At 66.1% G+C, this 16,699-nt stretch carries 19 protein-coding genes and 1 tRNA gene; all 20 read left to right on the top strand.

Annotated elements, in window-relative coordinates; translation table 11 throughout:
* A partial coding sequence (gene greA / locus ABYX71_RS05195; protein WP_372695444.1) for a transcription elongation factor GreA occupies nucleotides 1–327 on the top strand: 327 nt, incomplete at its 5' end.
* 24 nt (nucleotides 328–351) lie between these two features.
* Nucleotides 352–978, top strand: a complete 627-nt coding sequence (locus ABYX71_RS05200) for an RlmE family RNA methyltransferase (RefSeq protein ID WP_372695445.1) — start codon at nucleotides 352–354, stop codon at nucleotides 976–978.
* A 63-nt stretch (nucleotides 979–1,041) separates the two neighbouring features.
* On the top strand, nucleotides 1,042–2,943 hold the full coding sequence (gene ftsH, locus ABYX71_RS05205; RefSeq protein ID WP_372695446.1) for an ATP-dependent zinc metalloprotease FtsH: 1,902 nt from the start codon (nucleotides 1,042–1,044) through the stop codon (nucleotides 2,941–2,943).
* A gap of 42 nt (nucleotides 2,944–2,985) precedes the next feature.
* Nucleotides 2,986–3,816 (top strand): dihydropteroate synthase, encoded by an 831-nt coding sequence (gene folP / locus ABYX71_RS05210; protein ID WP_372695447.1) that lies wholly within the window; start codon nucleotides 2,986–2,988, stop codon nucleotides 3,814–3,816.
* Nucleotides 3,817–3,865: 49 nt separating this feature from the next.
* Complete coding sequence (gene glmM / locus ABYX71_RS05215) at nucleotides 3,866–5,242, top strand: phosphoglucosamine mutase (RefSeq protein ID WP_372695448.1); 1,377 nt, start codon at nucleotides 3,866–3,868, stop codon at nucleotides 5,240–5,242.
* Nucleotides 5,243–5,358: 116 nt separating this feature from the next.
* On the top strand, nucleotides 5,359–6,102 hold the full coding sequence (tpiA, locus tag ABYX71_RS05220) for a triose-phosphate isomerase (RefSeq protein ID WP_372695449.1): 744 nt from the start codon (nucleotides 5,359–5,361) through the stop codon (nucleotides 6,100–6,102).
* A complete protein-coding gene (gene secG, locus ABYX71_RS05225; protein ID WP_372695450.1) occupies nucleotides 6,102–6,461 on the top strand; it encodes a preprotein translocase subunit SecG in 360 nt (119 codons plus the stop codon). The genes tpiA and secG overlap by 1 nt, the downstream gene beginning before the upstream one ends.
* Before the next feature lie 5 nt (nucleotides 6,462–6,466).
* Nucleotides 6,467–6,551: transfer RNA gene (locus ABYX71_RS05230), tRNA-Leu, on the top strand.
* An 85-nt stretch (nucleotides 6,552–6,636) separates the two neighbouring features.
* The gene (locus ABYX71_RS05235) at nucleotides 6,637–6,999 is read left to right on the top strand and encodes an NADH-quinone oxidoreductase subunit A (protein ID WP_372695451.1); all 363 of its coding nucleotides are present in this window, start codon (nucleotides 6,637–6,639) and stop codon (nucleotides 6,997–6,999) included.
* Complete coding sequence (locus tag ABYX71_RS05240) at nucleotides 6,990–7,466, top strand: NADH-quinone oxidoreductase subunit B family protein (protein ID WP_372695452.1); 477 nt, start codon at nucleotides 6,990–6,992, stop codon at nucleotides 7,464–7,466. The genes ABYX71_RS05235 and ABYX71_RS05240 overlap by 10 nt, the downstream gene beginning before the upstream one ends.
* 2 nt (nucleotides 7,467–7,468) lie before the next feature.
* Nucleotides 7,469–8,071 carry an NADH-quinone oxidoreductase subunit C gene (locus tag ABYX71_RS05245; RefSeq protein ID WP_372695453.1) on the top strand — a complete coding sequence of 201 codons (603 nt, stop codon included), beginning with the start codon at nucleotides 7,469–7,471 and terminating at the stop codon, nucleotides 8,069–8,071.
* A gap of 6 nt (nucleotides 8,072–8,077) precedes the next feature.
* Entirely contained in the window at nucleotides 8,078–9,331 is a 1,254-nt protein-coding gene (locus ABYX71_RS05250; protein WP_372695454.1) for an NADH-quinone oxidoreductase subunit D, read from the top strand.
* Entirely contained in the window at nucleotides 9,328–9,825 is a 498-nt protein-coding gene (gene nuoE, locus ABYX71_RS05255) for an NADH-quinone oxidoreductase subunit NuoE (protein ID WP_372695455.1), read from the top strand. The genes ABYX71_RS05250 and nuoE overlap by 4 nt, the downstream gene beginning before the upstream one ends.
* 1 nt (nucleotide 9,826) lies before the next feature.
* Nucleotides 9,827–11,125: an NADH-quinone oxidoreductase subunit NuoF gene (gene nuoF / locus ABYX71_RS05260; protein WP_372695456.1), complete on the top strand. Its 1,299-nt coding sequence runs from the start codon at nucleotides 9,827–9,829 to the stop codon at nucleotides 11,123–11,125.
* A gap of 22 nt (nucleotides 11,126–11,147) precedes the next feature.
* On the top strand, nucleotides 11,148–13,523 hold the full coding sequence (gene nuoG / locus ABYX71_RS05265; protein ID WP_372695457.1) for an NADH-quinone oxidoreductase subunit NuoG: 2,376 nt from the start codon (nucleotides 11,148–11,150) through the stop codon (nucleotides 13,521–13,523).
* Nucleotides 13,523–14,578: an NADH-quinone oxidoreductase subunit NuoH gene (gene nuoH / locus ABYX71_RS05270; protein WP_372695458.1), complete on the top strand. Its 1,056-nt coding sequence runs from the start codon at nucleotides 13,523–13,525 to the stop codon at nucleotides 14,576–14,578. Before nuoG ends, nuoH begins: the two co-directional genes overlap by 1 nt.
* Before the next feature lie 10 nt (nucleotides 14,579–14,588).
* Nucleotides 14,589–15,077 (top strand): NADH-quinone oxidoreductase subunit NuoI, encoded by a 489-nt coding sequence (gene nuoI / locus ABYX71_RS05275; protein WP_372695459.1) that lies wholly within the window; start codon nucleotides 14,589–14,591, stop codon nucleotides 15,075–15,077.
* 26 nt (nucleotides 15,078–15,103) lie between these two features.
* On the top strand, nucleotides 15,104–15,727 hold the full coding sequence (locus ABYX71_RS05280) for an NADH-quinone oxidoreductase subunit J (RefSeq protein ID WP_372695460.1): 624 nt from the start codon (nucleotides 15,104–15,106) through the stop codon (nucleotides 15,725–15,727).
* A gap of 7 nt (nucleotides 15,728–15,734) precedes the next feature.
* On the top strand, nucleotides 15,735–16,040 hold the full coding sequence (gene nuoK, locus ABYX71_RS05285; RefSeq protein WP_372695461.1) for an NADH-quinone oxidoreductase subunit NuoK: 306 nt from the start codon (nucleotides 15,735–15,737) through the stop codon (nucleotides 16,038–16,040).
* A 3-nt stretch (nucleotides 16,041–16,043) separates the two neighbouring features.
* The coding region (locus ABYX71_RS05290; RefSeq protein WP_372695462.1) for a proton-conducting transporter membrane subunit at nucleotides 16,044–16,699 on the top strand (656 nt) is incomplete at its 3' end.

Consider the following 16,699-nt stretch of genomic DNA (forward strand, 5'->3'; position numbering starts at 1 on the left):
GCCGCCAAGGAGCAGCAGGGCTTCATCGAAGGCCGTATCAGTGAAATCGAGGATCGCCTCGGTCGCGCCGAAGTGATCGATCCGGCCAGGTTGTCCGGAGAAAAGGTGGTGTTCGGTGCGACAGTGACCGTGGTCAACCTGGACTCGGACGAGGAAGTCACCTATCAGGTCGTGGGCATCGACGAGGCCGACATCAAGCAGGGGCGTGTGTCGTTCCGCGCGCCCCTGGCGCGGGCGCTCATTGGCCGCGTCGTCGGTGACGAGGTGGTGGTGCCGGCCCCGGGTGGCGATCAAACCTATGAAATTCTGGCGGTCGATTACCGCTGAGGCGGCCGGTGGCGGTCGGGCGCCGTGAGCCGGCGGGGTAACACGCGTCGCTGGCTCGAACGGCATGCATCGGATCCCTACGTGCGTCAGGCGCAAACGCAGGGGTATCGGTCGCGTGCCAGTTTCAAGCTGCTGGAGATCAATCGCCGCGACCGGCTGCTGCAGGCCGGTGCCACGGTGGTGGACCTGGGTGCCGCGCCGGGTGGCTGGTCGCAGGTCGCGGTCGAACAGGTGGGACCGCGAGGCCGGGTGGTGGCGGTCGATCTGCTGGACATGGCGCCGATGCCCGGTGTCGAGTTCATTCAAGGTGATTTCAACGACCAGGCGGTACTGGCCCGGTTGCTCGAGCGGTTGCCGCAGGGTGCCGATCTTGTGATGTCCGACATGGCCCCCAACCTGACCGGGGTGCGGGCGATCGACCAGCCGGCCGCGTTGCACCTGGCGGAGTTGGCGCTGGACCTGGCCACGCGTGTGTTGAAACCCGACGGGGCGTTGCTGGTCAAATGCTTCGAAGGCGCTGGCAGCCAAGACCTGCGGGCGCTGTTTGCCCAACGCTTCGAGCGCGTGCTGGTGCGAAAGCCGGCTGCATCGCGCGATCGCAGCCGCGAGCATTACCTGATCGGTCGCGGTATGCTGCCGACAAACGATTAGTAAACGATTGGCGGTCCGCTGGTGCCAGCGCCGCCCCTTATATAGCGACCGGAGACGCGCTACGTGAATTCAATGTCCCGCAACATCGTCCTGTGGATCGTGGTGGCGCTGGTGCTGATGGCGGTGTTCAACAGCTTCGGACCACAGCGCAACGCCGAGCGCACCATGGACTATTCGCAGTTCATCGGGCAGGTCAAGAGCGGGCAGATCGACCAGGTCGTGATCGAGGATGGCAGCGTGCGCGGCGTGACCGGTGGCGGTGAAAAGTTTGTCGTCTATACGCCGAACGACCCGCACATGATCGACGACCTGCTGGCCAATAACGTCGGTATCGAGGTGGCGGCGCCGGATCGTCAGTCGTTGTTGATGCAGGTGTTCATCTCCTGGTTCCCGATGTTGCTGCTGATCGGCGTGTGGGTGTTCTTCATGCGTCAGATGCAGGGCGGGCCCGGGAAGGGCGGCGTGATGCCGTTCGGCAAGAGCCGTGCGCGTATGCTCACCGAGGATCAGGTGCGTGTGACCTTCGCCGACGTGGCCGGGGTCGACGAGGCCAAGGAGGAGGTGCACGAACTGGTGGACTTCCTGCGCGACCCGTCCAAGTTTCAGCGTCTGGGTGGGCGCATTCCGCGCGGGGTGCTGATGGTGGGCTCGCCGGGTACCGGCAAGACCTTGCTGGCGCGGGCCATCGCCGGTGAGGCCAAGGTGCCGTTCTTCACCATTTCCGGCTCGGACTTCGTCGAACTGTTCGTCGGTGTCGGTGCGTCGCGCGTGCGCGACATGTTCGAGCAGGCCAAGAAGCACGCGCCGTGCATCATTTTCATCGACGAGATCGATGCCGTCGGCCGGCACCGTGGAGCGGGGCTGGGGGGCGGTCACGACGAGCGCGAACAGACCCTGAATCAGCTGCTGGTCGAGATGGACGGCTTCGAGGGCAATGAAGGCGTCATCGTCATCGCCGCCACCAACCGTCCGGACGTTCTCGATCCGGCGTTGCTGCGCCCCGGTCGTTTCGATCGCCAGGTGGTGGTGCCGCTGCCGGACATCGTCGGTCGCGCCCAGATTCTCAAGGTGCACATGAAGAAGGTGCCGCTGGCGGCGGATGCCCAGGCCGAGGTCATTGCCCGGGGAACGCCGGGATTCTCGGGCGCGGACCTGGCCAACCTCGTCAACGAGGCGGCCTTGTTCGCGGCGCGCCGGAACAAGCGCGTCGTGGACCAGGAAGACTTCGACCGCGCCAAGGACAAAATCATGATGGGCGTCGAGCGCCGCTCGATGGTCATGAACGACGACGAGAAGCGCCTGACGGCGTATCACGAGGCCGGGCACGCCATCGTCGGTTTGTCGGTTCCGGCGCATGACCCGGTGTACAAGGTGAGCATCATCCCGCGCGGCCGCGCGCTGGGTGTGACCATGTTCCTGCCGGAGGAAGACCGCTACAGCCTCAGTCGCGAGCGGCTGGAGAGTCAGATCTGCAGCCTGTACGGCGGCCGTATCGCCGAGGAACTGGTGTTCGGGCCCCAGGCGGTAACGACCGGCGCGTCGAACGACATCAAGCGCACCACGGACATCGCCCGCAACATGGTGACCCGCTGGGGCATGTCGGCGCGGCTCGGGCCGATGACGTTCGAGGAGGACGAGGGCGAGGTTTTCCTGGGTCGTAGCGTGACGCAGCACAAGAATGTGTCCGACGACACGGCGGCGGCCATCGACGAGGAGATCCGGGCCATCCTCGAGCGCAGCTACGCACGTGCCAAGGAGATCCTGAACGGACGCATGGAGACGCTGCACGCCATGGCCGACGCGCTGATCCGCTTCGAGACCATCGACAAGGAGCAGATTGACGACCTGATGGCCGGCCGGCCGGCGCGTCCCCCGGCGACGCCGCCCTCGTCGGACCGTCCAGTGCCGCCGTCGGCGGCGCCCAGCACGGACAATGGGGCCGACGGCGCCCCGAGCCTGCCCTGAGTGAAGCACTCCGGCCGCGGAGCCGGTGGTGGTGCGGTATCAATGCAGCTTGACTGCGCGGGGAAGGGCCTGGATCTGCGCCGTCCAGGCGTGATGGGGGTGCTCAACCTGACCCCCGACTCGTTCTCGGGGGATGGACTCGCCACGGATGTGGGGGCTGCCTGTGAACGGGCGCTGATGCTCGAAGCGGCGGGTGCAGCCGTCATCGACATCGGCGGCGAATCCACCCGTCCGGGCGCCGCACCGGTTTCCGTGCGCGAGGAACTGGCGCGTGTGTTGCCGGTGATCAAGCGGCTGGCGCCGCAGCTACGCGTGCCCATTTCCATCGATACGCGCCAGGCGTTGGTCATGCGGGAGGCCGTGGCGGCCGGCGCGGGCCTGATCAACGACATCGCCGCGCTGCGCGAGGCCGGTGCGCTGAAGGCCGCCGCCGAACTTGGCGTTCCGGTGGCGCTGATGCACATGCAGGGCCAACCACGCACCATGCAACAGGCGCCGAACTACGCCGACGTGGTCGCCGATGTGGCGGCCTTCCTGGGCGAGCGGGTGCAGGCGTGCCGCGAGGCCGGCATCGTCGACGGGCGCCTGTTACTGGACCCTGGCTTCGGTTTTGGCAAGACACCGGAGCACAATTTGGCGCTTTTGGGTGGGTTGCCCACGCTTGCGGCGCTGGGATTTCCGTTGCTGGTGGGGTTGTCCCGCAAGTCACTGATTGGCGCCGTCACGGGCGCGCCTGTGCAGGCCCGCCTCGGGGGCAGCGTGGCGCTGGCCGTCTTGGCGGCCGAGCGGGGCGCGCGGTTGATTCGCGTGCACGATGTGGCGGAGACGGTGCAGGCGCTGAGCATGCTCGATGCACTGACCGCGATTCGATGACAGTGTCACGGGCCGTGGCCGGCAGGCGCCGGCGCCGCATGAAGGGAGGATGACGATGGCTGAACGGCGTTACTTCGGTACCGACGGGGTGCGGGGAACGGTCGGAGAAGGCTTTTTCACACCCGATTTCGTGCTGCGCCTGGGGTGGGCGATTGGCAGCGTGCTGCGCCGGGACGGTCGCGGCACGGTGGTGGTCGGCAAGGACACCCGCGTGTCCGGGTACATGCTCGAGTCCGCGCTGGAGGCCGGCCTGTCGGCCGCCGGCATGGATTGCCTGCTGCTGGGCCCCATGCCGACGCCCGCGGTCGCCTACCTCACCCGCACCTTTCACGCGCGCGCCGGGATCGTCATCAGCGCTTCACACAATTCATACCCCGACAACGGCATCAAGGTGTTCTCCGGCGACGGCGAGAAGTTGGCCGACGCGGTGGAGGCGGAGATAGAGCGTTGCCTGGAGCATCCGCTGGTCATGGTGGCGCCGACGCATCTTGGCAAGGCGCGGCGCGTTGTCGACGCGGGGGGGCGCTACATCGAGTTCTGCAAGCGGGCGCTGAACGATGGTCACGACCTTCGCGGGATGAGTCTGGTGGTCGACGCGGCCAACGGGGCGGCCTACCAGGTGGCGCCGGCGGTGTTTCGCGAGCTGGGCGCCAACGTGACAGCCATCGGTGTCAGTCCAGACGGCTACAACATCAATCAGGACTGCGGGTCGACCGCACCGGCGGCGCTGCAGCGGGCGGTCGTGGAGGCAGGGGCCGACCTTGGCGTGGCGCTGGACGGGGATGCCGACCGGCTGATCCTGGTCGATGCCGACGGCGAGGTGGTCGACGGCGATGAGATTCTGGGCATTCTGGCGCTGGCGCGGCACGCCGCCGGGACGCTCGGTGGCGGCGTGGTCGGTACCCAGATGAGCAATTTCGGCCTGGAGCGGGCGCTTCACGACGCCGGTATCGAGTTCGCCCGGGCGAAAGTCGGCGACCGCTACGTGATGGAGCAGTTGCGCGCGCGCGGCTGGTTGCTGGGCGGTGAAACGTCGGGACACGTGCTGTGTCTGGACCGAACCACCACGGGCGACGCGTTGGTGACGGCGTTGCAGGTGCTGTCGGTGATGCGCGGCAGCGCGCGGTCGCTGGCCGAGCTCAAGCGCTTTATGGCCAAGTACCCGCAGCGCCTTGTCAATGTCGCGCTGGCACGGGGATACGACCCCGATCATTGCGGGCGTGCGCAGCAGGCCCTTGCCGCGGCCCAGGCACAGCTGGGTGATCGTGGGCGTGTCCTGCTGCGCAAGTCGGGCACCGAGCCGTTGGTGCGGGTGATGGTCGAGGGCGAGGACGCCCGGCTGGTGGATGCCCTGAGCGAGCAGATCGCCGCCGAGCTGCGGGCTGCCATGGCCCCACAGGCCCCGCCGGCGGCCCGTTTGGCGTAGCCCCCCATCTCGTCGGTGCGCAGTCATTCGCCCGCGAATGGCTGCCTGGCGTTTGATTCGGGCCGGGCGGCCCAGTACCATGCGCGCCTCTTCGCAAAGCGGAATGCCGTGTGTCGATGTCGCGCAAGCTAGTCGTAGGTAACTGGAAAATGCATGGCAGTCGCGCCCAGGTGGGCGAGCTGCTGGAAGCGCTCAAGGCCGGATCGGCCCGCGCGCAGGGTGTGGGGGTCGCGGTGTGTCCGCCGTTCCCGTATCTGGCGCAGGCGGTGGGGCTGCTGGCCGGCACCGACATCGGCGTCGGCGCGCAGAACCTGGCGGTCGAGACCGCGGGTGCCTACACCGGTGAGGTGTCGGGCGAGATGCTCGCCGATGTCGGGTGCCGCTACGTCATCGTCGGACATTCCGAGCGGCGCACCCTGTACGGCGAGGACAGCGCGCTGGTGGCGCGCAAGTACAAGGCCGCGACCGAACAGGGTTTGGTACCGATCCTGTGTGTCGGCGAGCAACTGTCCGAACGGGAGGCGGGTACCACCGAGCAGGTGGTGGCGGCGCAGCTGGATGCGGTGCTCGACCTGTGTGGTGAAGCGGCGCTGGCCAGTGCATTGATTGCTTACGAGCCGGTGTGGGCGATCGGCACCGGCAAGGTGGCGACGCCGGAGCAGGCGCAGGCCGTGCACGCCTTCATTCGCGGCCGCGTGGCACGTGGTGCGGACACCCCGACGCTGCTCTACGGCGGCAGCGTCAAGCCGGATAACGCGGCGGGCCTGTTTGTTCAGCAGGATGTCGATGGGGGGCTTATCGGCGGTGCCAGTCTGGATGCCGACCACTTTCTGGCCATCTGTGAAGCGGCGCGCAGCTGATGCTCATTCTTCTGATCGTTCATGTCATCGTCTGCCTGGTGCTGGTCGGTTTGGTGCTGATTCAGCAGGGGCAGGGTGCCGACGCTGGCGCGGCCTTCGGCAGCGGTGCATCCGCCACGGTGTTCGGCAGTCGCGGTGCCGGATCGTTCCTGACACGGCTGACCGCCGTCCTCGCGACGGCGCTGTTCCTGAACAGCCTCGTGCTGGCCTATCTGGGGTCGCAGACCGGCCAGCCGAGCAGCGTTACTGATAAACTTGCACCTGCGCCGGTGACTCAGCCGGCAGTGCCGGCGCCGGCCGGTGCGGACGCGGGGTCGATGCCGTCATCGACGTCCGAGCCCGCGAAGCCCGGCAGTTGATTTCAGCCGATGTGGTGGAATTGGTAGACACGCCATCTTGAGGGGGTGGTGACGCAAGTCGTGTCGGTTCGAGTCCGACCATCGGCACCAGGGTTGGGACGTCGTAGACCGCCGCCGGGCGGCTCCGCTGGCGTCCGCTGAAGAACGCTCAACAACCGCGCAGGATTGTTAACGCATGTTGCTGCAATACTTGCCCATCGCCCTGCTGCTCGCGGTGGGCGTGGCGATTGGCGCCATCGCCATCCTGATCGGGCGCTTCGTCGGCCCCAATCGGCCGGATCCAGAAAAACTCTCGGCCTACGAGTGCGGCTTCGAGGCGTTCGAAGACGCCCGCATGAAGTTCGACGTCCGCTACTACCTGGTGGCGATCCTGTTCATCATTTTCGATCTCGAGGTCGCCTTCCTGTTTCCCTGGGCGGTTGGCCTCAAGCAGGGCCTGTTCGGCGGCTTCGGCTTTCTCGCGATGATGCTGTTCCTGGGTCTGCTGGTGATCGGTTTCATTTACGAATGGAAGAAAGGGGCCCTCGAATGGGAGTAGAGACGCTCAACGAGCGTGGCTTCCTGACCACCACCGTCGACCAGGTGGTCAACTGGAGCAAGACGGGCTCGTTGTGGCCGGTGACCTTCGGCCTGGCATGTTGCGCGGTCGAGATGATGCAGGCCGGGGCCTCGCGCTACGACCTGGACCGTTTCGGGATCATCTTCCGGCCGAGCCCGCGGCAGTCGGATCTGATGATCGTCGCCGGCACGCTGGTCAACAAGATGGCGCCGGCGTTGCGCAAGGTGTACGACCAGATGGCCGAGCCGCGCTGGGTGCTGTCGATGGGGTCGTGCGCCAACGGCGGCGGCTACTACCATTACTCCTATGCGGTGGTGCGTGGCTGTGACCGTATCGTGCCGGTCGATGTCTACGTGCCGGGCTGTCCGCCGACGGCGGAGGCCCTGTTGTTCGGGCTGATCCAGCTGCAGAACAAGATTCGTCGCACCCACACCATCGTTCGCTAGCCATGAGCACGCGGACAGAACAACTGGTGGCGGCGCTGCGCGAGCAGTTTGGCGAGCGTCTGCTCGAGGTGTCGATCGGCGCCGGCGAGCAGGTGACGGTGCGGCTGGCTGCCGACGAGGTGCCAGCCGTCTGTGGGCAGCTGCGGGACCAGCCGGCGCTGGGCTTCGATCAGCTGATCGACGTCTGCGGCGTCGATTACGCCGATTTCCCGGGTGCCGACGGGCAGCCGCGCTTCGCCGTCGTGTACCACCTGCTTTCCACGGCGCAGAACTGGCGTCTGCGTGTGCGTGCCCTGCTGGACGACGGTTTTCCGCTGGTCGGCTCGGTGGTGGATGTGTGGCCGGCGGCCAATTGGTTCGAGCGCGAAGCGTTCGACCTGTTCGGCATCGTGTTCGACGGGCACCCGGACCTGCGCCGCATCCTCACCGACTACGGTTTCGTCGGGCATCCGCTGCGCAAGGACTTCCCGCTCAATGGTGAGGTGGAAATGCGTTATGACCCGCAGCAGGGTCGCGTGATCTACGAGCCGGTCAGCATCGAGAACCGCATCACCGTGCCGCGGGTGCGGCGCGACGATTTCCGTTACGAGCACCCGGCCGGGTAAGGCGACATGGCCGAAATACGCAACTACACCATGAACTTCGGGCCGCAGCATCCGGCGGCCCACGGCGTGCTGCGCCTGGTGCTGGAGATGGACGGCGAGGTCGTGCAGCGTGCCGACCCGCACGTGGGGCTGCTGCACCGCGGCACCGAAAAGCTGGCCGAGAGCAAGCCGTACAACCATTCCATCGGCTACATGGACCGGCTCGATTACGTGTCCATGATGTGCAACGAGCACGCCTATGTGCTGGCGGTGGAGAAGCTGCTCGGTATCGAGCCGCCGAAACGCGCGCAGTACATCCGCGTCATGTTCGACGAGATCACGCGCATCCTGAACCACCTGATGTGGCTGGGGGCGCACGCGCTCGACATGGGCGCCATGACGGTCTTTCTGTACGCGTTTCGCGAGCGCGAGGACCTGATGGACTGCTACGAGGCGGTCTCCGGCGCGCGCATGCACGCAACGTACTACCGGCCCGGCGGCGTCTACCGCGACCTGCCCGACAGCATGCCGAAGTACCAGACGTCCAAGTGGCGCGACGAGAAGGCGATCAAGGCCATCAATCGCGACCGTGAAGGCACGTTGCTGGATTTCATCGAAGCCTTTACCGAGCGCTTCCCGTCCTGCGTCGACGACTACGAGTCGCTGCTGACCGACAACCGCGTGTGGAAGCAGCGTACCGTCGGCATCGGTGTGGTGACCCCGGAGCGGGCGCGCGAGCTGGGCTTCACGGGGCCTATGCTGCGCGGCTCGGGCATTGCCTGGGATCTGCGTCGCAAGCAGCCCTACGCGGCGTACAACGACGTCGACTTCCAGGTGCCGGTCGGCGTCAACGGCGACTGTTACGACCGCTACCTGGTGCGCGTGGCGGAGATGCGCCAGAGCAACCGCATCGTGCGGCAGTGTGTGGACTGGCTGCGCGCCAACCCCGGGCCGGTGATGGTGGACGACCACAAGATCACCCCGCCGTCGCGCACCGAGATGAAGGCCGACATGGAGGCCTTGATCCATCACTTCAAGCTGTTCACCGAAGGCTACAGCGTGCCGCAGGGCGAGGTGTACGCGGCGGTCGAGGCGCCGAAGGGCGAGTTTGGCGTGTACATGGTCAGCGACGGCTCGAACAAGCCGTACCGGGTCAAGCTGCGGGCGCCCGGTTTTTCGCACCTGGCGGCCATCGACGAGATGGTGCGCGGTCACATGCTGGCCGACCTGGTGGCAATCATCGCCACCCTGGACATCGTGTTTGGCGAGATCGACCGATGAGTGAGCCGTACCGGGGCATCCTGTCCGAGCATGCCCGTCACGAGATCGACCACTGGGTGGGCAAGTTTCCGCCCGAGCGCAAGCGTTCGGCCGTGCTGGCGGCGCTGCGCGAGGTGCAGCACGAGAACGGTGGGTATCTGACGGTCGAACTGATGGACGCGGTGGCCGAGTACCTGGAACTGGCGCCGATCGACGTGTACGAGGTCGCCACCTTTTACTCGATGTTCGAGACCAAGCCGGTGGGCCGGCACTCGATCTCGGTGTGCACCAATATCTCGTGCATGCTGCGCGGCGCGGACGACATCGTGGCGCATCTCGAGGGCAAGCTCGGGATCAAGACCGGCGAGAGCACGCCCGATGGCAAGTTTTACCTCAAGCCCGAAGAAGAGTGCCTGGCCGGCTGTTGCGGGGCGCCGATGATGCAGGTGGATCACGTGTATCACGAGCACCTGACGCCCGAGCGGGTAGATCAAATCCTGGACGCGCTGGACTGACATGAGCGTCGAAGTCGAAGTCTGTTTCGCCACCCGCGGTCAAAGCGAGCCGTGGGCGTTCGATACCTACACGGGGCTGGGCGGCTACAGCGCCTGGCGGCGCATCCTGGCCGGCGAGCTGACGCCGGAGCAGGTGGTGGAGGAGGTCAAGGCCTCCGGTCTGCGCGGCCGCGGTGGGGCCGGTTTCCCGACCGGCCTGAAGTGGTCGTTCATGCCGCGCAACGCTCCGGGCCAGAAATACCTGGTGTGCAACGCGGACGAGTCCGAGCCGGGTACCTGCAAGGACCGGGACATCATCCGCTTCAACCCGCATGCGCTGGTCGAGGGCATGGCCATTGGCGGTTTCGCCATGGGGGCCACGGTGGGCTACGTGTACCTTCGCGGCGAGTGGATGGACGAGGTGTTCGAGCGTTTCGAGGCCGCGCTGAAGGAGGCCTATGACGCGGGCCTGCTGGGTCGCAACATTCAGGGCTCGGGCGTGGACTTCGACCTTTACGGCACGCTGGGTGCCGGCGCCTACATCTGCGGTGAGGAAACCGCGCTGCTGGAGTCGCTCGAGGGCAACAAGGGCATGCCGCGCTTCAAGCCGCCCTTTCCAGCGCAGGTGGGCCTGTACGGACGGCCGACCACCATCAACAACGTGGAGTCGCTGGCCTCGGTGCCGGCCATCCTGCGCAACGGTGCCGCCTGGTTTGCCGGCCTCGGGGTGGAGAAGGCCGGTGGCAGCAAGATCTTCTCGGTCTCCGGCCATGTCGAGAAGCCGGGCAACTACGAGATCCGCCTCGGCACGCCGTTCAAGGACCTGCTGGACCTGGCCGGTGGAATCTGGAAGGGACGTCAGCTGAAGGCCGTGATTCCGGGCGGCTCGTCGGTGCCGGTGTTGCCGGCACAGGCCATGCTCGAGGCGAACATGGATTACGACTCCATTGCCAAGGCGGGCTCGCTGCTCGGCTCCGGGGCGGTGGTGGTGATGGACGAGACCACCGACATGGTGCGCATGCTGCAGCGCATCTCGCGGTTCTACTTTGCCGAATCCTGCGGACAGTGCACGCCGTGTCGCGAGGGCACAGGCTGGCTGTACCGGGTGGTGACGCGCATCGTCGAGGGCAACGGTCGCCCGGAAGACCTCGAGTTGCTGGACAGCGTGGCGGGTAACATCGCCGGGCGCACCATCTGCGCGCTGGGAGATGCCGCCGCCATGCCGGTGCAGGGCATGCTGCGGCACTTCCGTCACGAATTCGCCTACTACATCGAACACAAGCGCAGCCTGGTCGCCGACCAGCTGGGCGCGGCCGCCTGAGCGGCACACTGAAGACGGGTCCATGAGCGACGATCTGCTGAATATCGAGATCAACGGCGTGGCGCTGCAGGCGCGTAAGGGCCAGATGATCATCCAGGCGGCCGATGCCGCCGGCATCCCCGTGCCGCGCTTCTGCTACCACGACAAGCTGAGCGTGGCGGCCAACTGCCGCATGTGCCTGGTGGAAGTGGAGAAGATGCCGAAATCCGTGCCAGCCTGCGCGACGCCGCTGGCCGACGGCATGAAGGTGTTCACCAAGTCACCCAAGGCGTTGCAGTCGCAGCGTGCGGTGATGGAGTTCCTGCTCATCAATCACCCGCTGGACTGTCCCATCTGCGACGAAGGCGGCGAGTGCCAGTTGCAGGACACGGCGCTGGGCTTCGGCAAGGTGGAGTCCCGCTATGCCGAGGCAAAGCGGGTGGTCGACGACAAGGACATCGGCCCGCTGATCCAGACCGAAATGACGCGCTGTATTCACTGCACGCGGTGTGTCCGGTTCGGTGAGGAAATTGCGGGAATCAAGGAACTGGGCGCCACCGGGCGCGGCGAGTTCATGCGCATCGGCACGTACATCGAACGGGCGGTCGAGTCCGAACTGTCCGGCAACGTGGTGGACCTGTGCCCGGTCGGTGCGTTGACCAACAAACCGTACCGCTATACCGCCCGCGCCTGGGAGCTGACCCGCCGACCGAGCGTGAGTCCGCATGACTGCGTCGGCAGCAACATCGAGGTCAATGTCGCCAACGGTGCCGTCAAGCGTTTCCTGCCGCGAGCGAACGAGGCGGTCAACGAAATCTGGCTGTCCGATCGCGACCGCTATTCCTACCTCGGCCTCAACAGCCCGGACCGCTTGCAGCGTCCGCTGCTGCGCAAGGATGGCGTCTGGCAGGAAGTGTCCTGGCAGGAGGCGCTGGCTGCCGCGGCCGAAGGCGTCCAGGAACTGATCAATGAATACGGCCCGGGACAGCTCGGTGCGCTGCTGGCGCCGACCCTGACCAGCGAAGAGCTGTTCCTGGGGCAGAAGCTGCTGCGCGCGCTTGGGTCGAACAACGTCGATCACCGGCTGCGCCAAAGCGATTTCAGCGCCGATGCCGCTGCGCCACGTTTTCCACAGATACCGTCCATCGCCGACCTGGAACAGGTGCCGGCCTTCCTGCTGGTGGGCAGCAACCTGCGCAAGGACCAGCCGCTGCTGAACACCCGCCTGCGCAAGGCGGTGGTCAAGCATGGCGCCGCCGGTTACCTGGTGGGTACCTATGCCTACCCGTTCAACTACCCGCTGCGTGGACAGCAGGCGGTGAGCCCGGCCGGCATGGTGGCGGAACTGACGGGCATCGCCCGGGCGCTCACCGACGACGGCGGTGTGTCGTCTGCGTGGGCCGCGCGCCTGGACGGCGTGACGCCGACAGCCTGGCAGCGCGAGGTGGCCGCGAGCCTGAAGAGCCAGAAAGGTGCATTGATTCTGCTTGGTGATCAAGCAGTTGCGAGTCCTTATTACAGCGCTTTGTACGCGCTGGGTCAGCTGATCGCCGAACTGACCGGCGGCACGCTGGCGCAGACCAGCCCCGGTGGCAATGGTGCCGGGGCCTGGCTGGCCGGCGCAGTGCCGCACCGGCGGGTCGGCGGTGGCCATCTGCAGACACCAGGCCTGCATGCGCGTGCCATGTTCGAGCAGCAGTTGCGCGGTTACCTGCTGGCCGGTGTCGAGCCCGAGTACGACGCGGCTGACGGCGCCACGGCGCTGGCGGCGCTCAGGGCGGCACAGTGCGTGGTGGTGCTGAGCACCTACGTGACCGACGCCATGCGGGACTATGCGGACATCATCCTGCCGCTGGCGGCGTTCACCGAGACCGGGGGCAGTTTCGTAAACGGCGAAGGCCGCTGGCAGGCGTTCGAGGGTGCGCTCAGGGCACCCGCCGAAGCCCGGCCGGGCTGGAAGATCCTGCGTGTGCTGGCGAACCTGCTGGACCTTTCCGGGTTCGAGTTCGACAGCGTGGCTGAGGTGACGGCCGAGCTGCGCGCCGGCGTCGAGGGCGTGGAGTTCAGCGCGGCCGCGTTGGACCCGCAGGCCGTGGTCTGGCCGACCGCCGCAGATGCGTTGGCGCGTGTCGGCGATGTACCCAGTTACCGCAGCGATGCCCTGGTGCGCCGGGCCGGCGCGCTGCAGCTCCGGGGCGATACGCCATCTGCCGCGGTGGCGCTGAACGAGGCCGATGCCAGGCGGCTTGAGCTGACGGCCGGTGACCGCGTGCGCGTGGGGCAGGGTGCGGCCGTAGTCGAGTTGCCGGTGGTGTGCGATGCCCGCGTGGCCGAGGGCACGGCTTACATTCCGGCGGCGCTCGACGGTACGCGTGGCCTCGGCGCTGCCTACGGCACCGTGACTCTGGAGCGCGTGTGATGGAGCAGCTGTTGTCGATGTGGCAGGCGTTGCCCGAGGGCATGCGGCTGGTGATCTGGAACCTGGTCAAGATCGGCATGGTTCTGGGGCCGGTGCTGCTGTCGGTGGCCTGGTTGACGTTCGCCGAGCGCAAGGTCATCGGTTACATGCAGCTGCGCATCGGACCCAACCGGGTGGGGCCGCGCGGCTGGCTGCAGCCGATCGCCGACGCGCTCAAGCTGCTGACCAAGGAAGTGGTGGTGCCGCTGCGTGCCAACCGTTTCCTGTTCTACCTGGCGCCGGTACTGGTGATCGGCCCGTCATTGGCCGCCTGGGCGGTGGTGCCGTTCGGTGACGGCATGGCGATTGCCGATATCGATGTGGGCCTGCTGTATGTGCTGGCCATCACGTCGATGGGCGTGTACGGCGTGATTCTGGCCGGCTGGGCGTCGAATTCCCGCTATGCGTTTCTGGGGGCCATGCGCTCCGCGGCACAGATCGTCGCCTACGAGATCGCCATGGGCTTTGCCATCGTGGTGGTGCTGATCGGTGCCGGCAGCCTGAACCTGCAGAAGATCGTGCTGGCGCAAAGCGGCAGTTTCCTGACCTGGTACTGGCTGCCGATGCTGCCGGTGGCGGTGATCTATTTCGTGTCGGCCGTGGCCGAGACCAACCGGGCGCCGTTCGACGTCGCCGAGGGTGAGTCCGAAATCGTCGCCGGTTTCCACGTGGAGTATTCGGGCATGGCATTCGCCGTGTTCTTCCTGGCCGAATACGCCAACATGATCCTGGTGTCCGCACTGGCGGTGATCATGTTCCTGGGGGGCTGGTTGTCACCGTTTGACGGTATTCCGGTGCTCGGAAGCCTGTTTGCCTGGGTGCCGTCGCCGCTGTGGCTGATCCTGAAGGTCGCGGCGCTGCTGTTCTGCTTCCTGTGGTTCCGCGCCACCTTCCCGCGCTACCGCTATGACCAGATCATGCGCCTGGGCTGGAAGGTGTTCATCCCGATCACCATCGTCTGGCTGGTGGTGGTGGCCACGGCCGTCTACTACCGCCTGCCGCCGTGGTTCGACTGAGGGCCATGCCATGACCCGTATTGCCCAATATCTGAAGAGTCTGTTGCTGCTGGAACTGCTGGCCGGCCTTGGGGTGACCCTGCGTCACCTGTTCAAGCCGAAGGTCACGGTGCAGTTTCCGGACGAGACCACGCCGGTGTCCCCGCGGTTCCGCGGCCTGCACGCGCTGCGCCGCTACCCGAACGGCGAGGAACGCTGCATCGCCTGCAAGCTGTGCGAGGCGGTGTGCCCGGCGCTGGCGATCACCATCGAGTCCGAGCCGCGCACGGATGGCACGCGCCGCACCACGCGCTACGACATCGACATGTTCAAGTGCATCTACTGCGGCTTCTGCGAGGAGGCCTGCCCGGTGGATTCGATCGTGCTGACGCGCTTCAACCACTTCCATATGGAGGAAGCGACGCAGCGCGTGTACGACAAGAAATCCCTGCTCGAGATCGGCGACCGCATGGAGGCGCAGATCGCTGACGATCGCGCCGCCGATGCGGCGTACCGCTGAACTCTTCCTTCCCGGCCGCGAACCTCATGGTTACCGAGAAACTGGTTTTTTATTTCCTGTCGGCCATTCTGGTGTTCTCCGCCGGCATGGTGGTGAGCGTGCGCAACGCCGTGCGTGCGGTGCTGTTCCTGGTGCTGGCGTTCTTCACCTGTGCCGGCCTGTGGCTGATTCTGGAGGCGGAGTTCCTGGCGATCGCACTGGTGCTGGTCTACGTCGGCGCGGTGATGGTGCTATGGCTGTTCGTGGTGATGATGCTGGACGTCAACCGCGCCGAACTGCGCGAGGGCTTCGGCACGCATCTGCCGCTGGGGCTCGTGGTGACGCTGTTGATCGTGTTCGAAATGGTGCTGGTGTACAGCACCGGTCAGCTGGACACGACCCTGGCGCGTCCACCACAGGCCGAGGCGGCGGCATTGACCAATGTGGAAGCCATCGCTGCGGTGCTCTACACCGAATATGCCTACCCGTTCGAGATCGCGGCGGTGATATTGCTGGTGGGCATGGTGGCCGCCATTGGCCTGACCTTCCGTGGCGTGCGCGCCAGCAAGTACGTTCCCCCTTCCCAGCAGGTGCACGTCAGCCCGCGCGGGCGCATGCGACTGCTTGACCTGCCGCGCGGCGACGCCGAACCGGCCCAGGACGACAGGTAATCACCGCATGGTCACGCTCACCGACTACTTGGTGTTGGGCGCCGTCTTGTTCGCGCTCGGCATGTTCGGAATCTTCGTCAATCGCAAGAACATGATCATTCTGCTGATGTCCGTGGAGTTGCTGCTGCTGGCGGTGAACATGAATTTCATCGCCTTCTCGCATTTCCTGCACGACATCGCGGGGCAGATATTCGTGTTCTTCGTGCTGACGGTGGCGGCGGCGGAGTCGGCCATTGGCCTCGCCATCATCGTGGTGCTGTTCCGGAACCGGGCGTCGATCAACGTCCAGGACCTCGACCAGTTGAGGGGCTGAGCCATGCAGACGCTGACCCTCGTTTGTCTGGGCGCGGTGCTGGCGCCACTGGTCGGGGCCGTGGCTGCCGGCCTCGGCGGCCGGCTGATCGGCCGCACCGGCGCCCACGTCGTGACCATTCTCGGTGTGGCGGTTTCGTTTGCGCTGTCCTGCTATGCCTTCGCGCTGCTGATGTCGGCCAAGGCGGCGGGTGGCGAGTACGTGTTGAACACCGACCTGTACACCTGGCTGCAAAGCGGCGCGCTGAAGGTGTCGATCGGATTTCTGATCGACGAGCTGACCGTGACCATGATGCTGGTGGTGACCTTCGTGTCGCTGATGGTGCACATCTACACCATCGGCTACATGCATGACGATCCCGGCTACCAGCGCTTTTTCAGCTATATCAGCCTGTTCACCTTCGCCATGCTGATGCTGGTGACGGCCAACAACTTCCTGCAGCTGTTCTTCGGCTGGGAAGGGGTGGGCCTGGTGTCGTACCTGCTGATCGGCTTCTGGTATCAGAAGGACACGGCCATCTTCGCCAACCTGAAGGCCTTCCTGGTCAACCGGGTGGGCGATTTCGGCTTCCTGCTGGGCATCGCCGCGGTGCTGATGGTGTTCGGCACGCTGGACTATGCGAGCGTGTTCGCCGCAGCGCCGGGCAAGACCGGCGAGAC

This window comes from Immundisolibacter sp., from assembly GCF_041625615.1.
Lineage (GTDB): Bacteria > Pseudomonadota > Gammaproteobacteria > Immundisolibacterales > Immundisolibacteraceae > Immundisolibacter.

What these genes read in the sequence shown, in the direction of transcription:
- ABYX71_RS05240 (WP_372695452.1), top strand. Translation starts at nt 6,990, where the DNA reads ATGGGAGTAGAGACGCTCAACGAGCGTGGCTTCCTGACCACCACCGTC.
- glmM (WP_372695448.1), top strand. Translation starts at nt 3,866, where the DNA reads ATGACGATGGCTGAACGGCGTTACTTCGGTACCGACGGGGTGCGGGGA.
- nuoF (WP_372695456.1), top strand. Translation starts at nt 9,827, where the DNA reads ATGAGCGTCGAAGTCGAAGTCTGTTTCGCCACCCGCGGTCAAAGCGAG.
- nuoE (WP_372695455.1), top strand. Translation starts at nt 9,328, where the DNA reads ATGAGTGAGCCGTACCGGGGCATCCTGTCCGAGCATGCCCGTCACGAG.
- ABYX71_RS05250 (WP_372695454.1), top strand. Translation starts at nt 8,078, where the DNA reads ATGGCCGAAATACGCAACTACACCATGAACTTCGGGCCGCAGCATCCG.
- ABYX71_RS05280 (WP_372695460.1), top strand. Translation starts at nt 15,104, where the DNA reads ATGGTTACCGAGAAACTGGTTTTTTATTTCCTGTCGGCCATTCTGGTG.
- nuoG (WP_372695457.1), top strand. Translation starts at nt 11,148, where the DNA reads ATGAGCGACGATCTGCTGAATATCGAGATCAACGGCGTGGCGCTGCAG.
- nuoH (WP_372695458.1), top strand. Translation starts at nt 13,523, where the DNA reads ATGGAGCAGCTGTTGTCGATGTGGCAGGCGTTGCCCGAGGGCATGCGG.
- ABYX71_RS05235 (WP_372695451.1), top strand. Translation starts at nt 6,637, where the DNA reads ATGTTGCTGCAATACTTGCCCATCGCCCTGCTGCTCGCGGTGGGCGTG.
- nuoK (WP_372695461.1), top strand. Translation starts at nt 15,735, where the DNA reads ATGGTCACGCTCACCGACTACTTGGTGTTGGGCGCCGTCTTGTTCGCG.
- secG (WP_372695450.1), top strand. Translation starts at nt 6,102, where the DNA reads ATGCTCATTCTTCTGATCGTTCATGTCATCGTCTGCCTGGTGCTGGTC.
- nuoI (WP_372695459.1), top strand. Translation starts at nt 14,589, where the DNA reads ATGACCCGTATTGCCCAATATCTGAAGAGTCTGTTGCTGCTGGAACTG.
- folP (WP_372695447.1), top strand. Translation starts at nt 2,986, where the DNA reads ATGCAGCTTGACTGCGCGGGGAAGGGCCTGGATCTGCGCCGTCCAGGC.
- tpiA (WP_372695449.1), top strand. Translation starts at nt 5,359, where the DNA reads ATGTCGCGCAAGCTAGTCGTAGGTAACTGGAAAATGCATGGCAGTCGC.
- ABYX71_RS05245 (WP_372695453.1), top strand. Translation starts at nt 7,469, where the DNA reads ATGAGCACGCGGACAGAACAACTGGTGGCGGCGCTGCGCGAGCAGTTT.